Genomic DNA, 14,934 nt, shown 5'->3' on the forward strand with positions numbered 1-14,934 from the left:
CGAAGTTTCTCTTATACGGTTAATAAGGATACGGCTCTGCCAGCACGATACCCCGCCCTGTATGCTCGGGACAACTGCCTGACGGAATGAAAAATTATGGAAACACCTGCCCTCCCACGTCGTCTTGCGATCAACGCGGGATGTAATCAACTCATTAACTGGGGGATCTCCTTTTACATGCCGGGAACCTTTGCTCATGCCATCGCGGCAGACAGAGGCTGGTCGCCCCCGCAAATTTATCTCGGTCTGACGCTGGCCATGCTGGTCATGGCTATTGTCTCGCCGTTTGTCGCTCCTCTGCTGACACGTTTTGGCGGACAGAAGGTGGTAATAAGCGGGACGTTGCTGATCGCCTTAAGCTGTCTGGCGATGGCCGCTATGCCCAGCCTTTCAGGCTGGTATGGCGCCTGGTTGCTGACTGGCGTCGGGATGCGCCTGTCACTGTATGATGCGCTTTTTGCCGCTCTGGTAAACCTGTACGGACAACAGGCACGCAGGACAATCTCTCATATCACCCTGGCGGGTGGACTGGCGTCCGCCGCCTTTTGGCCATTGGGAGACGCACTATTAAACGTAATGGGCTGGCAGGACGCGCTGAGGATCTACGCCCTGTTCGGCCTGCTCAGTGCCCTGCTTCTTCGATCGTTCCCGCGCCAGCGCTTTACTGTCAAGCCAAAAGCATATGCACCGGTCTCCCCTCATGACAGGCGTAACGGCTGGCTTTATGCAACCTTCATTGCGCTTATCACCTTCGTCTCTAACGGCACCTCTACCCACCTTCCCGAATTTATCGCCAGCTTCGGCTTGCCGGTCGCCGTCGGCATGCTGTGGGGGATGGGGCAGACCGGCGCGCGCCTTATGGAGGTGCTGGCGGGGACGCGCCTCACTGCGCTCAACCTGACGCTTTTCACTGCGCTCGCCATGCCGCTTTGTTTTCTCATCGGACTGAGCAGCGACATGCAGGCCTGGTGCGCCGCCGGATTTGTGTTCGGCTATGGCGCAATTAACGGGCTTGTGACCATCGTCAAAGCGACGCTACCCCTGGAGCTGTTTAGTGCAGAGCGCTATGCCAGCCACACCGGGCTGCTGCTTATTCCCGGCCAACTGATGGCAGCCGCCTCTCCGTTTGCCTATGCGTGGCTGAATAAGTCACTGGGTATAACAGGCGGAATGTGGGTTTCCGCAGGACTGACGCTGGTCATTTTGGGATTAGCAGTGGTGCTCGTGCGCCGCCCCGCCAGACAAACTGTATCGCACTGTATCCCAGCTGCTACGCTGACAAACCGGTACAAATCGCCCGCAAAAGCAAACATCCCTGATACATAAAAATGGTCTCCTGTGTCCCTCGCCATTATGAACTGATGAGGAAAGACACAGATGATTCGTCGATATTTCCTGTTTCCTGTATTTGCGCTGACGTCATTTGCTGGCGCACTGGCCGCACCGTTGGATGGCCTGAGCGCCGCTGATGTTAATGGCCCGGCCGCCGTAGCGCCGCTGGAAAAGCCCCAGCCGCCGGCAAAACTGTTCGTCGATCCGCCGCTGGCGGGACCGCCAGGTAAAGGGGCGGTCTTTATTCAGTACCGGGTCGAAAACCTGCGCATTGAACCTGTATTTGGGCCCGACGCGCTGAAAGTCACTCCACGTATCGGCCATATTCACGTTGTGGTGGATGACGCCCCCTGGCACTGGGCTGACACCAGCGGCGAGCCGGTGATTCTGGTCGGGCTGCCCGCCGGAAAGCACAAGGTGACGGTCATCCTTGCCGACCCTACCCATAAACCCATCGACCACAAAACCGTGGAATTTACCGTGCCGCCGCATGCTGCGGTGCATCACTTTTAAGGAGTTGAAGATGAACGTTTTATCTTTCGCTGCGGCGGGTCTGCTGGCGCTGTCGGCCGGTGCGTTTGCCAAAGAGACCACCAGCGTGGTGCTGGTGCACGGCGCGTTTGCTGACGGCAGCAGCTGGAATAAGGTGATTACCCGGCTGCAAAAACATCATACCGGGGTCATTGCGGTACAACTGCCGCTCACGTCTCTGAAAGATGATGTCGCCGCCACGCAGCGCGCTATCGCCCGGGCTCATGGCGACGTTGTGCTGGTCGGGCACTCCTGGGGCGGGACGGTAATCAGCGAAGCGGGCAATAATCCGCGGGTGAAATCTCTGGTTTATGTCGCCGCTTTTGCACCGGATTCCGGCCAGTCAACGGCAGAACTGGCAGACAGCTTCCCGGCTCCGCCAGGGAGCGCCAGCCTCGCTAAAACGGCAGAGGGGTATCTATATCTGCCGTCAAAAGCGGTCAGCGAAAATTTTGCACCTGACGTGAAGGACGCTGAGCGCAATGTGATTGCCTCGACGCAGGGGCCCATTAAGGCTGATGCGTTTGGCGAGAAAGTCGCGCATGCCGCCTGGCATGACAAACCGAGCTGGTATGTGGTCAGCAAAAATGACCGGATGATCAATCCTGAACTTGAGCGCGCAATGGCGAAAAAAATCAACGCCAACATCACGGAGGTAGCGGCAAGCCATGTATCGATGGTAAGCCAGCCGGACGTCATTACCCGTACGATTGAACAGGCGTTATCGGGTCAACAGTGATAAAAAACCCGCATGATGAACGGTCCGACTTCGGGCCACGCCATCCTGCGGGCTTTATGCACATCTGGCTCTTGCAACGGGGTTATGTGCGGTTTTGTCACAAACGCGCCTTCCCCCTCTCTTAACCATCAGAAGCTATACGTCACCTTCAAACTTCCCACAGGAGACGTTTTTCGCTGAACAATGGGGCTATCGCCCGCATCCCCCGTCAGCTGCGTAACGCCAGCTGCGGCAAGCAGGCTCCAGCGGGAGGTAAGCTTATGGGTCCAGTCCAGGTTCAGCGAATACGCATATATTCCCGATCCGGCATCGTGTCGGGCCAATCCCGATGCGGCCGACTGGGCGGCATTCACCCCGTAGTAGGTTTGCACGTACTTACTGGTTCCCCAGCTACCGGTCAGCGCCAGCGTTAACGCATTTTTCGGTGATGTATAGAACGGGCTGGCAATACCGAAATGCACAGCCTCACCATTGTCTCTCTCAGAAACCGGAACCTCTGCCTGCAACTGCACGGTCAGCCAGTCAGTCACCCTGTACCCCAGCCCTGGCACAACGATAGCTGAGCCTTTAATGTCACCCATTCCTCGCAGGTCGTCGCTGCCGGAGTCGATCGAATTGCTGCTGACATCGCGATCCTTACGTCCTGCGCGATAGCTTAGCGCTGCGTTGTAGTCCAGCTTACCAAAGCTGTTGCCGTAGCCGATCCCCCGCGTGGTGCTGGCAAAAAAACCATTTGCCATCGCATAATCAACCACCTGAGCCGCAGAGACCCGGCTCTCGTCCGAACCGGAATAGCGTGGCGCAACATCCACGCCGCCTCCCAGGGTTAACACGTTGCCCTGGGGTTGATCTGCCGCCAGGACCGGAGTGGCCAGTAACGCCAGGACGGCCCCCGGCAAGATGCTTTTCATGCTGCGACCGATGCGTGAACGGGGAAAACTATGACGCAGTGTGATGTTTCTCATTAAAGAAGCCCTTTGGATTCAGATAATTGCGATACAAGCGGTGTTAAACGCCAGAGCGCTCATTCTGAATACTCACCCTAAGGTTCTTATGAGCCGTAAATGAAGAAAGGCTGAAGCACGTGAAGGTTCTGTAAACCCTGAAGAATTCCTGTTACCGTTTTTTCTTCAGTTGTTCTTCATGCACTGTTGATACAGTTACCAATGTGAAAATTCTACTAATTGAAGACGACCTGGATCTTGGCAATGGCGTGCGTATCGCCCTTGCAGATCAAGGATTTGATGCCATATGGGTACGCCGCAAAGAGGATGCGCTGCATCAGCTTGGGCTCTGCGTGCCGGAACTTATTTTGCTCGACCTGGGGCTGCCCGATGGCGATGGCATGAGCCTGATGACGCGCCTGCGTCAACAGCTTAGAGGCGTCCCCGTCATCATCCTGACGGCGCGAGGCACGCTACAGGATCGCCTGTGCGGGCTGGATGCAGGAGCAGACGACTACCTGGTCAAACCTTTTGTTCTCGCCGAACTGCTGGCGCGCGTGAGAGCCCTTGCGCGGCGCAGTTACGGTTATGAAAACGAGGCAATAGAAATTCGCGGTTTATCGCTTCATATTCCGACCCGTCGCGTGACGGTGAGCGCTCGCCACGTTGAGCTGACGGCAAGCGAATATGTGCTGCTTGAAACGTTAATGCTGCGCGCCGATCGCGTGCTTACGCGACGGTATCTGGAAGAAAGGATATTTGGCACGAAAGAAAACCTCAGCAACGCGCTTGACGTGCATATGGGTAACCTGCGGCGAAAAATTGGCGATGGCTTTGTGCGAACGGTGAGAGGCGTTGGGTATGTCATTGATACCGTACCTGTTCAGAAGGCGACAGGTTGATGCGTAATTTGTGGCACCGCCTCAGGCTCCCCACGCTGGTCAGGCGAATGCTGGTCGCCCAGATGCTGCTGCTGACGTTGCTCTGGTGTCTCTTTTTAACCTTCATTTTGCTGGAAGACCTGCGTAGCCCGCCAATACTGACGGGCAGTGAGACTTACGAAACCCTGTTTTCCCTGGTTGAGAGTATGGACGATCGTCCGCAGGCGCGTAATGATGTGCTTACAGCGTTCAGCAAGGCGCTGCGGGAGGGGTATGGCGGCGGCGAAGATCCGGAGCTGTCAATCAATCTCATTGTTCGCAAGCACGATATGATTATTTTTTCTTCAGATGGTGCGCCAACGTCGATAAAAAATAGCCGTCTGGGGGTCATGCAGCTTGTGCAGAGTGAGGACCATACATGGACGAGCCGTACCCTCAAATCCGCGCACTCCGACGTGGAGGTCACCCTCTTTACCCCGGCCGGGAGCTGGAATTTCTTTATCTACCTGAACTCGCGCGGCTACTACGTCATGCCGCTGATGATATGCATCCCTTTTCTTCTGTTCCCCGCGTGGCTGTCCATCCGCATTGCGATGCGCCCCTGGAACAAGGTGGTGAATGAAATTTCATTGCGCACGCCGAGCGACCTCTCTCCGTTAAAAGCCGTCCCCAGACACACGGAGCTTCGCCAGACGGTCGACGCGATTAATGACTTTCTGGCCAGGGTGCGGGACAGCGCCGAAAGGGAAAGAATGTTTATTGCCGATGCCGCACACGAACTGCGTACGCCGCTGGCCGCGATGCGGATCAACGTCGAGGCGTTGCAGTCCTGGGTCATCAGCGAAAGCCAGCAGGAACTGCTTGCGGGCATTGTTCGCAGCAATAGCCGTGCTGCGCGTCTCGTTAATCAGCTTCTGCTGATGATGCACAGCGAAGCGCACATCAGCACGGTGATGTCGCCTGTGCCGCTGACAACGCTTATTCAGGAGCGAATGGCTGCCCTGGAACCGCTGGCGTCCGGGCGCAGAATTGAGTTTGAATTCATCGCCGACGATGAAATCCATGTCGCAGGCATTCGGGAACGTCTGGTGTCGCTGATCGATAATTTAATTGAGAATGCCGTGAAGTACAGCCCTGAGGGTGGACGCATTGAGGTACAACTGCAATCGGGCGATCGGTCTGCTCAGCTGCGCGTCTCAGACGCGGGCCCCGGCATCCCGGTTGAACTGCGGGAGCGCGTGTTCGACCGATTTTTCCGCGATCCTAATCAGAGCCAAAGCGGGAGTGGACTGGGGCTTGCCATCGTTAAAGCCGTTACGCAGCAACACAACGGCAGGGTCAATCTGAGTACCTCAGACGAAGGCGGCCTTATGGTGACCGTTGATTTCCCGAACCCGGCGTTCGCATGAACGTAAACGCGGCGCTACACGTCCTGACATGTGTCAGCGCAGCGTTACTTCACGTATGCCGCAGATTGCTTCAATAAAATTACCGTATTTGTTATATTGTTACTTACTGATTATTCACCTCTGCGGTGCCAAAAAGAACAAGATTCACCGCAACCCAGGACAGAAAAATGTTAGATTACCGCTTCCCGACAGCTTTGCAGATGGTTCTCAGCGTAGCGATGGCGGAGCAATCGGGTGAACGTTCGACGAGTGCAATCCTGGCCTACGGCCTGGAAGCGAATCCGAGCTTTATCCGCAAATTAATGGTTCCTCTCGCCCGCGACGGCATTATCGTCTCCACGCTTGGCCGCAACGGCTCTATTCACCTTGGCCGCCCGGCGGAAGAAATTACCCTGCGCGATATCTACCTCTCCGTCACTGAAGATAAAAAGCTGTGGGCGTCCCGTCCTGACGTCCCGGCCCGCTGCGTGGTCAGCGCCAACGCCTGCTGGTACTTCAAATCAATTGCTGATGAAGCGGAGCAGGCTTCGTTAGCGGTTTTAGCGCGCCATACCGTCGCCAGCGCGCTGGAAGAGGTAAAAAAAGCCGATACCAGCGGGTGCGTTCCGGTGCCGGAACTCTGTACGCAGCATAAAAAAGCGCCTTAATCCTGGCAGATTGCGAAAAAAGCCGCCTTCACAGTGAAGGCGGCTTTTTGCTATCTGCTACGTCCTACGCAGGCAACACCTCTCTTTCCGCTTTGCCGCGCGTTACGAACTTACGCAGCGTCACGTAAAAGACCGGCGTCAGGAACAGACCAAACAGCGTCACGCCCAGCATCCCGGAGAAGACGGTGATCCCGGTGACGCCGCGCACTTCTGCCCCTGCCCCGTGACCAAGGATCAGTGGAATGGTCCCGGCAATAAAGGCGATAGAGGTCATTACAATCGGACGTAAACGCAGTCGGCAGGCCTCCAGCGCGGCCTCCATGATGCCTTTGCCCTGAATTTCCAGCTCGCGGGCAAACTCCACGATAAGAATCGCGTTTTTACAGGCCAGCCCCATCAGCACAACCAGCCCTACCTGCACGAAGACGTTGTTATCGCCCCCGGTCAGCCAGACGCCAAACAGCGCGGAGAGCATCGTCATCGGCACGATGAGGATCACCGCCAGCGGCAGCGTCCAGCTTTCATACAGCGCAGCCAGCACCAGGAACGCCAGCAGCACCGCGACCGGGAAGACAATCAGCGCCGTGTTGCCCTGGGTGGCCTGCTGGAAGCTCAGGTCCGTCCATTCAATATTCATCCCGTTCGGCAGGATCTGCTTAGACATACCGTCCAGCTGCGTCATCGCCTGCGCGGAAGAGAGCACGCGCGGGTCGGCATCACCAATCAGGTCTGCCGCCGGGTAGCCATTGTAGCGGATCACCGGGTCAGGCCCGTAGGTGGTCGTGATTTTCACCATACTGCCAATCGGCACCATGTCGCCCTGGCTATTACGGGTGCGTAAATTCGCGATATCTTCCACGCTGTCGCGAAACTGCCCGTCAGCCTGCGCCATTACGCGCCAGGTGCGCCCGAACTGGTTGAAGTCATTCACGTAAGACGAGCCCAGATAGGTTTGCAGCGTCCCGAAGAGATCGGTCAGCGACACGCCCTGCGCTTTCGCCTTGTCACGGTCAACCTGCACATCCAGCTGCGGAACGTTGGCCTGGTAGGTCGAGATCGGGAAATGCATCCCCGGCGTCTGCATAATCGCCCCGGACATGGTGTTCACCGCATTTTGCAGCGCCCCATAGCCCAGACCAGCACGATCCTGAATGTACAGCGAATAACCCGACCCCTGACCCAGCCCTAAAATCGGCGGCGGCAGAATCGAGAAGCCAAAGCCCTGCTGGATTTGCGCAATTTTCGCGTTAATTTCAGCGTTAATTTCCGCAGCACTATGTTTGCGCTGGTCGAACGGCTTCAGGCCAAAGAAGACCGTCCCGGTGTTCGGCGTATTGGTGAACTGCAACGCATTCAGCCCCGGGAACGCGACCGCATAATCCACGCCTTCGGTATTCATCCCGATTTCGCTCATTTTGCGGATCACCGCATCGGTACGCGCCAGCGACGAACCTTCCGGCATTTTCACGCCGCCGATCAGGTACAGCTTATCCTGCGTCGGAATAAACCCGCCGGGAACCGCTTTAAACATGACGCCTGCGGCACACAGCAGCAGCAAATAAACCACAAATACCGCCCCGCGTCGGCCGAGCGTTTTACCCACCAGCCCCTGATAGCCAGTCGAACTGCGTTGGAAAAAGCGGTTAAACGGACGGAAAATCCAGCCGAACAGACGATCGATAAGCCGGGTCGGGAAATCTTTCGGCGCACCGTGCGGCTTCAACAGCAGCGCGGCCAGCGCCGGCGAGAGCGTCAGCGAGTTGATGGCGGAGATCACTGTGGAAATCGCAATCGTCACCGCAAACTGTTTGTAAAACTGACCGGTTACGCCGGAGAGAAACGCCATCGGCACGAACACCGCACACAGCACCAGCGCAATGGCGATAATCGGCCCGGACACCTCACGCATCGCCTGATGCGCTGCCGCAAGCGGTGCGAGCCCCTCTTCGATATTTCGCTCGACGTTTTCCACCACCACGATGGCATCGTCCACCACGATACCAATCGCCAGCACCAGCCCGAACAGACTCAGGGTATTCAGCGAAAAGCCCAGCAGGTAGAGAATACTGAACGTGCCCACTACCGATACCGGCACCGCAATCAGCGGGATAATCGACGCGCGCCAGGTTTGCAGGAACAGGATCACCACCAGCACGACCAGCACCACCGCTTCCAGCAGCGTTTGCACCACCGCGCGGATCGAGTCGCGTACAAACACCGTTGGGTCGTAAGGCGCCGCCCATTTCATATCGTCCGGGAACCGCGTGGACAATTCGTCCATTTTGGCGCGCACCGCGTTAGACAGATCGATGGCGTTTGCTCCCGGCGACTGGAAGATACCAATCCCGACCGCATCTTTATTGTTCAGCTGGGAGCGCAGCGCATAGCTGCCGGAACCCATCTCGATACGCGCCACGTCGCGCAGACGGACGACCGTACCATCCTGCGTGGTTTTCAGGACAATGTTGCCGAACTCGTCTTCGGTATGCAGGCGGCCCTGGGCGTTAATGGAGATCAGGAAATCGCTCTCTTTCGGCAGCGGCTCGGCGCCAAGCTGCCCGGCGGACACCTGCACGTTCTGCTCCTGCATCGCCGTCACCACGTCCGAAGCGGTCAGCCCGCGGGCAGCCACCTTGTTCGGATCCAGCCAGACGCGCATCGCGTATTCGCCCGAGCCAAAAATCTGGATCTGACCCACGCCGGGCAGACGCGCCAGCTCGTCCTTCACCTTCAGCGTGGCGTAGTTACGCATATACAGTGAATCGTACTTACCCCCAGGCGAAAACAGATGCACCACCAGCGTCAGCGTTGGCGACTGTTTCTGAGTCGTGATGCCCAGACGCCGCACGTCTTCCGGCAGACGCGCTTCGGCCTGTGCGACGCGGTTTTGTACCTGAACCTGCGCCTGATCCGGATCGGTCCCCGGACGGAAGGTGACGGTAGTCACCAGCACGCCGTCGGAGCCCGCAACGGATTTCATGTACATCATGTTCTCAACACCGTTGATCGCCTCTTCCAGCGGCGTTGCCACGGTCTCGGCAATTACTTTCGGGTTAGCGCCCGGGTACTCGGCGCGAACCTGCACGCTTGGCGGCACGACGTCAGGATATTCGCTTACCGGCAGCAGCGGGATGGCAATTAACCCTGTGATAAAAATCAGAATCGACAGCACCGCGGCAAAAATCGGCCTGTCGATGAAAAAACGGGAAAAGTCCATGGATTGGATTCTCAGGTAAGGGATCAGTTGAGGGCGGCGCTGGCGGTCATGGCAACGGTTTTCGCGTTAACCGGCATACCCGGCATAAACACTTTTTGTAAACCATCGACGATGACTTTATCCCCGGGATTCAGCCCCTGCTGTACGATACGTAAACCAACGGCCAGACGCCCGGGCGTGATGTCGCGGCGCTGCGCTTTTCCGTCTTTATCTACGATATAGACGTATTTACGATCCTGATCGGTCAGCACCGCCTTATCGTCAACAAGCGTGGCTTTAAATTCCGCACTACCCGGCAGGCGCACGCGGGCAAAGAGTCCAGGCGTGAACTGACGCTGTGAGTTATCCAGCAGTGCGCGCATGCGGATCGTTCCGGTGCCCGGCGTAAGCTGGTTATCCAGGAAATCCACTTTGCCCTGATGGGGATAGCCCTCCTCGCCCGTCAGGCCAATCTCCACCGGCAGCGCCGTGTGATTGCTTGACGCCCCCTGCCCGCTGCGGGCCAGGTTCTGATAGTGAAGGTAGGTTGACTCGTCCACGTCGAAGTAGACATAAACCGTCTTCTGCGAGACCAGGGTGGTGAGCACGCTGGCGCTGTCGCCCGCCGTCACCAGGTTACCGCTGGTGATCAGCGCCCGGCTGGCGCGACCGTCGATAGGCGCAGTCACTTTGGTGAAGTCGAGGTTAAGTTGCGCAGCGTCAACCGCCGCCTGCGCCGCGCGAATATCGGCCTGTGCCTGGGTAGCTGCGGAACGGCGCTGCTCCCACTCCTCACGGGATACCACGTTGGTATTGACTAATTTATCGGTACGGTTAGCCTCGCTTCGCGCCAGGCTGGCCTGCGTTTTGGCTCTCGCCAGATTCGCCTGCGCCTGCTCCAGCGCGGCGCGATAGGTTCGGTCATCTATCGTGAACAGCACCTCACCCTTCTTCACCTCCTGGCCGTCGGTGTAATTCACTTTCTCAATGTAGCCGGAGACGCGCGGACGCAGCTGAACGCTTTCCACCGCTTCAACGCGACCGTTAAAGCTGTCCCACTGGCTAATGGATTTCACCACCACGTCAGCAGCGCTGACGACGGGCGCTTGCGGCGCGGCATTTTGCGCGACGCTGTCATCGCACCCGACGAGAAGCGCGGAGAGTAAAACTACCCCCATCGCGCTCAGATGAAAGTTACCCCAGGTTTTTTGCAGGCTCATTATTTTTATTCCGGTTATTGTAGCCGCCGGGCAAGACGCAGCGGGAGGCGCCGCGCCACTTCCTTTGTCCGGTAGCTGGCTTAAGGCCATTTGTGTCGTTCATCGCCACAAAACTGTAACAGTTGCGAATACACTATTCGCGGCGATTGTAGGAAGGCGCTTAACTAAGTGCAAGAATAATTGTTGCACTTTATGTGCTATTTGCGGCAAAGGTAGATCACGCGTTTTGAGCAGGGATTTAAATGCAACTATAAAACTTGCAATTAATGTAAAAACGGGTCACCTTTAAGTGCAACACACAAAGATGCTTTTTAATATGTGGCGTAGGGGAAGCAAAATGAACACGGGTGCATTCATTCACGATTTACTCGACTGGATCGACAACAACCTCGATAGCCGTCTGGATATTGAAACCGTCTCCAGGCGAGCCGGCTATTCGAAATGGCACCTCCAGCGGCTTTTCAAAGAACATACCGGCTCCCCTCTCGCCGAATATATTCGCGCGCAAAAGCTGCAAAAATCGGTTGAGCGCTTGGCCCACAGCGATGAACCGATTCTGAACGTGGCGATCGCGCTGGGCTTTGACTCTCAGCAGTCCTTCAACCGCAGCTTTAAGCGTCAGTACGGTCAGGCACCAGGCGCATGGCGACGCAGTATCGGCTGCCGTGGATCGCAGCAGATTAGGCAGTAACTCACCGCCGGTCAGAAAAGAAAAACCCTCTGTAAACAGAGGGTTTTATCAGTCTTACCTGCTGATAACTTCGCAGGAAAGGTTATGGGCTTACTCCCATTCGATCGTCGCCGGTGGCTTACCGCTGATGTCGTACACGACACGCGATATGCCATTGACTTCATTGATTATTCTGTTAGACACGCGGCCTAAGAAGTCATACGGCAGGTGCGCCCAGTGCGCGGTCATGAAGTCGATGGTTTCCACCGCGCGCAGGGAGACAACCCAGTCGTATTTACGGCCATCGCCCATGACGCCGACAGAGCGAACCGGCAGGAACACGGTAAACGCCTGGCTCACTTTGTTGTACAGGTCAGCCTTGTGCAGCTCTTCGATGAAGATCGCGTCCGCGCGACGCAGCAGGTCGCAGTACTCTTTCTTCACTTCACCCAGCACGCGCACGCCCAGGCCCGGGCCCGGGAACGGGTGACGGTAGAGCATGTCGTACGGCAGACCCAGCTCCAGGCCGATCTTACGCACTTCGTCTTTGAACAGCTCGCGCAGCGGTTCAACAAGGCCCATCTTCATCTCTTTCGGCAGGCCGCCAACGTTGTGGTGAGATTTGATGACGTGCGCTTTACCGGTTGCGGAGGCAGCTGATTCAATAACGTCAGGATAGATAGTGCCCTGCGCCAGCCATTTCACGTCTTCCAGCTTCAGCGCTTCTTCGTCGAACACTTCCACGAACACGCGGCCGATGATTTTACGTTTGGCTTCCGGATCGTTCTCGCCTTTCAGCGCGTCCAGGAAGCGCTGCTCCCCTTCCACGTGAACGATGTTCAGGCCGAAGTGGTCGCCAAACATGTCCATCACCTGCTTCGCTTCGTTCAGGCGCAGCAGGCCGTTATCCACGAAGACGCAGGTCAGGTTTTTGCCGATGGCGCGGTGCAGCAGCATGGCGGTCACGGAGGAGTCCACGCCGCCGGAGAGGCCGAGGATCACTTTGTCATCGCCAACCTGCTGGCGGATACGCTCCACGGCGTCGTCGATGATTTTTGCCGGGGTCCACAGGGCTTCACACTGGCAGATGTCACGCACGAAGCGCTCCAGCATGCGCATACCCTGACGGGTGTGGGTCACTTCCGGGTGGAACTGCACGCCGTAGAAGCGTTTTTCTTCGTTCGCCATGATGGCAAACGGGCAGCTTTCGGTGCTGGCAACGGTCACGAAGTCGGACGGGATAGCGGTGACTTTGTCGCCGTGGCTCATCCACACGTCAAGCAGCGGTTTGCCGTCTGCGGTCAGGGAGTCTTCGATACCGCGCACCAGCGCGCTGTCGGTGACGACTTCTACCTGTGCATAGCCGAACTCACGTTCGTTAGAGCCTTCTACGTGGCCGCCCAGCTGCATTGCCATGGTCTGCATACCGTAGCAAACGCCGAATACCGGCACGCCCGCTTCGAACACGTACTGCGGCGCGCGAGGGCTGTTCTCTTCGGTGGTGCTTTCCGGGCCGCCGGACAGGATGATGCCGCTTGGATTGAACTCGCGAATCTGTGCTTCCGTGACATCCCACGCCCACAGTTCACAGTAAACGCCCAGTTCACGCACGCGGCGCGCCACCAGCTGAGTGTACTGAGAACCAAAGTCCAGGATGAGAATGCGATGTTTATGAATGTTTTCCGTCATTGACGCTAATTCCGAGGCAAGTGAAACAAAACAAAGCGCCCGGCATTGAGCCGGGCGCGGAAATTTATCAGGAGCCCAGACGGTAGTTCGGGGACTCTTTGGTGATCGTCACGTCGTGAACGTGGCTCTCCTGGATACCCGCACCGCTGATGCGTACGAATTCCGCTTTGGTACGCAGCAGGTCAATGGTACCACAGCCCGTCAGACCCATACAGGAGCGCAGACCGCCCATCTGCTGGTGAATGATCTCTTTCAGGCGGCCTTTATAGGCCACGCGGCCTTCGATACCTTCCGGCACCAGTTTGTCTGCGGCGTTATCGGTCTGGAAGTAACGGTCAGAGGAACCTTTGGACATCGCACCCAGGGAGCCCATACCGCGATAGGATTTGTAAGAACGACCCTGGTAGAGTTCGATTTCTCCCGGGGATTCTTCGGTACCCGCCAGCATGGAGCCCACCATCACGGCTGCGGCACCTGCGGCGATCGCTTTGGCGATGTCGCCAGAGAAGCGGATACCGCCGTCCGCGATTACCGGAATACCGGTACCTTTAAGCGCTTCAACCGCGTCAGAAACCGCCGTGATCTGCGGCACGCCTACGCCGGTGACGATACGGGTGGTACAGATAGAGCCAGGGCCAATACCCACTTTCACCGCGCTGCAACCCGCTTCCGCCAGCGCGCGAGCGCCTGCGCCGGTTGCCACGTTACCGCCGATGATCTGGAGATCCGGGTATTTAGCACGGGTTTCACGAATACGTTGCAGAACGCCTTCGGAGTGGCCGTGGGAGGAGTCAATCAGCAGCACGTCAACGCCCGCAGCAACCAGCGCGTCAACGCGCTCTTCGTTACCTGCACCTGCGCCCACCGCAGCGCCAACGCGCAGACGGCCATGCTCGTCTTTACAAGCGTTCGGTTTACGTTCTGCTTTCTGGAAATCTTTAACGGTGATCATGCCGCGCAGGTGGAAGTTCGCGTCCACAACCAGCGCTTTCTCAACGCGTTTTTCGTGCATTTTCGCCAACACCACGTCGCGGGTTTCGCCTTCACGCACGGTCACCAGACGCTCTTTTGGTGTCATATAGACGCTGACAGGCTGGTTCAGGTCAGTCACGAAACGCACGTCACGACCGGTAATGATGCCCACCAGTTCGTTGTCTTCAGTGACTACCGGGTAGCCTGCAAAGCCGTTACGCTCGGTCAGGGCTTTCACTTCGTGCAGCGTGGTGGTTGGCAGAACGGTCTGAGGATCGGACACGATACCGGATTCATGCTTCTTCACGCGGCGAACTTCTTCCGCCTGACGCTCGATAGACATGTTTTTGTGGATAAAGCCAATGCCGCCTTCCTGTGCCAGGGCGATAGCCAGACGCGCTTCAGTCACGGTGTCCATTGCTGCGGAGAGCATAGGAATGTTCAGACGAATGGTTTTCGTCAACTGCGTGCTGAGGTCGGCAGTATTCGGCAGAACGGTGGAATGAGCGGGAACGAGGAGGACGTCGTCAAACGTCAGTGCTTCTTTAGCGATACGTAGCATGGGCAATATCTCTGACCTGGGTGGTTAAATATTGCCGTGGCATTATACAGAGCGTAACCGATTGCATCTACACTTTTTTATAAAAAAGCTTGCGATTGCCTCTCAGCAGGTTACTATCGACTGAATAACTTGCTGATTTAGA

General features: G+C 57.0%; 12 protein-coding genes. 7 read left to right on the forward strand and 5 right to left on the reverse strand.

Annotated elements, in window-relative coordinates:
• Positions 1 to 96 precede the first annotated feature (96 nt).
• Genes G6Q29_RS13420 through G6Q29_RS13430 form a run of 3 tightly spaced genes read left to right on the forward strand, consistent with a single transcriptional unit; the run spans position 97 to position 2,602 of the window.
• A complete protein-coding gene (locus G6Q29_RS13420; RefSeq protein WP_165465980.1) occupies positions 97 to 1,326 on the forward strand; it encodes an MFS transporter in 1,230 nt (409 codons plus the stop codon).
• A gap of 51 nt (positions 1,327 to 1,377) precedes the next feature.
• Positions 1,378 to 1,845, forward strand: coding sequence for a DUF6130 family protein (locus G6Q29_RS13425; protein ID WP_165465981.1), 468 nt, complete (start codon positions 1,378 to 1,380; stop codon positions 1,843 to 1,845).
• A gap of 10 nt (positions 1,846 to 1,855) precedes the next feature.
• Positions 1,856 to 2,602 (forward strand): alpha/beta fold hydrolase, encoded by a 747-nt coding sequence (locus tag G6Q29_RS13430; protein ID WP_165465982.1) that lies wholly within the window; start codon positions 1,856 to 1,858, stop codon positions 2,600 to 2,602.
• Positions 2,603 to 2,730: 128 nt separating this feature from the next.
• On the opposite strand, the gene G6Q29_RS13435 is transcribed toward G6Q29_RS13430, so the two are convergent.
• Positions 2,731 to 3,567, reverse strand: coding sequence for a MipA/OmpV family protein (locus tag G6Q29_RS13435; RefSeq protein ID WP_165465983.1), 837 nt, complete (start codon positions 3,565 to 3,567; stop codon positions 2,731 to 2,733).
• A gap of 203 nt (positions 3,568 to 3,770) precedes the next feature.
• Here G6Q29_RS13435 and G6Q29_RS13440 point away from each other — a divergent pair, with 203 nt between their 5' ends.
• The 3 genes from G6Q29_RS13440 to G6Q29_RS13450 all read left to right on the forward strand — a co-directional run bounded on the left by G6Q29_RS13440 (position 3,771) and on the right by G6Q29_RS13450 (position 6,483).
• On the forward strand, positions 3,771 to 4,448 hold the full coding sequence (locus tag G6Q29_RS13440) for a response regulator (protein ID WP_165465984.1): 678 nt from the start codon (positions 3,771 to 3,773) through the stop codon (positions 4,446 to 4,448).
• Complete coding sequence (locus tag G6Q29_RS13445) at positions 4,448 to 5,836, forward strand: sensor histidine kinase (RefSeq protein ID WP_165465985.1); 1,389 nt, start codon at positions 4,448 to 4,450, stop codon at positions 5,834 to 5,836. The genes G6Q29_RS13440 and G6Q29_RS13445 overlap by 1 nt, the downstream gene beginning before the upstream one ends.
• Before the next feature lie 167 nt (positions 5,837 to 6,003).
• Positions 6,004 to 6,483: an RrF2 family transcriptional regulator gene (locus G6Q29_RS13450; protein ID WP_165465986.1), complete on the forward strand. Its 480-nt coding sequence runs from the start codon at positions 6,004 to 6,006 to the stop codon at positions 6,481 to 6,483.
• Positions 6,484 to 6,547: 64 nt separating this feature from the next.
• Here the strand turns inward: G6Q29_RS13450 and oqxB are convergent, their stop codons facing one another.
• The gene (gene oqxB / locus G6Q29_RS13455; RefSeq protein ID WP_165465987.1) at positions 6,548 to 9,700 is read right to left on the reverse strand and encodes a multidrug efflux RND transporter permease subunit OqxB; all 3,153 of its coding nucleotides are present in this window, start codon (positions 9,698 to 9,700) and stop codon (positions 6,548 to 6,550) included.
• Positions 9,701 to 9,723: 23 nt separating this feature from the next.
• A complete protein-coding gene (locus tag G6Q29_RS13460; RefSeq protein ID WP_165465988.1) occupies positions 9,724 to 10,899 on the reverse strand; it encodes an efflux RND transporter periplasmic adaptor subunit in 1,176 nt (391 codons plus the stop codon).
• 337 nt (positions 10,900 to 11,236) lie between these two features.
• Between G6Q29_RS13460 and G6Q29_RS13465 the strand changes: the two genes are divergently transcribed.
• Positions 11,237 to 11,590, forward strand: coding sequence for a helix-turn-helix domain-containing protein (locus G6Q29_RS13465; RefSeq protein WP_165465989.1), 354 nt, complete (start codon positions 11,237 to 11,239; stop codon positions 11,588 to 11,590).
• A 90-nt stretch (positions 11,591 to 11,680) separates the two neighbouring features.
• Here the strand turns inward: G6Q29_RS13465 and guaA are convergent, their stop codons facing one another.
• Positions 11,681 to 13,258: a glutamine-hydrolyzing GMP synthase gene (gene guaA / locus G6Q29_RS13470; protein WP_003860599.1), complete on the reverse strand. Its 1,578-nt coding sequence runs from the start codon at positions 13,256 to 13,258 to the stop codon at positions 11,681 to 11,683.
• Positions 13,259 to 13,325: 67 nt separating this feature from the next.
• Positions 13,326 to 14,792: an IMP dehydrogenase gene (gene guaB / locus G6Q29_RS13475; protein ID WP_165465990.1), complete on the reverse strand. Its 1,467-nt coding sequence runs from the start codon at positions 14,790 to 14,792 to the stop codon at positions 13,326 to 13,328.
• Positions 14,793 to 14,934 lie beyond the last annotated feature (142 nt).

The organism is Enterobacter cloacae, assembly GCF_011078175.1.
In the GTDB taxonomy this organism is placed as follows: Bacteria; Pseudomonadota; Gammaproteobacteria; order Enterobacterales; family Enterobacteriaceae; genus Enterobacter; species Enterobacter cloacae_Q.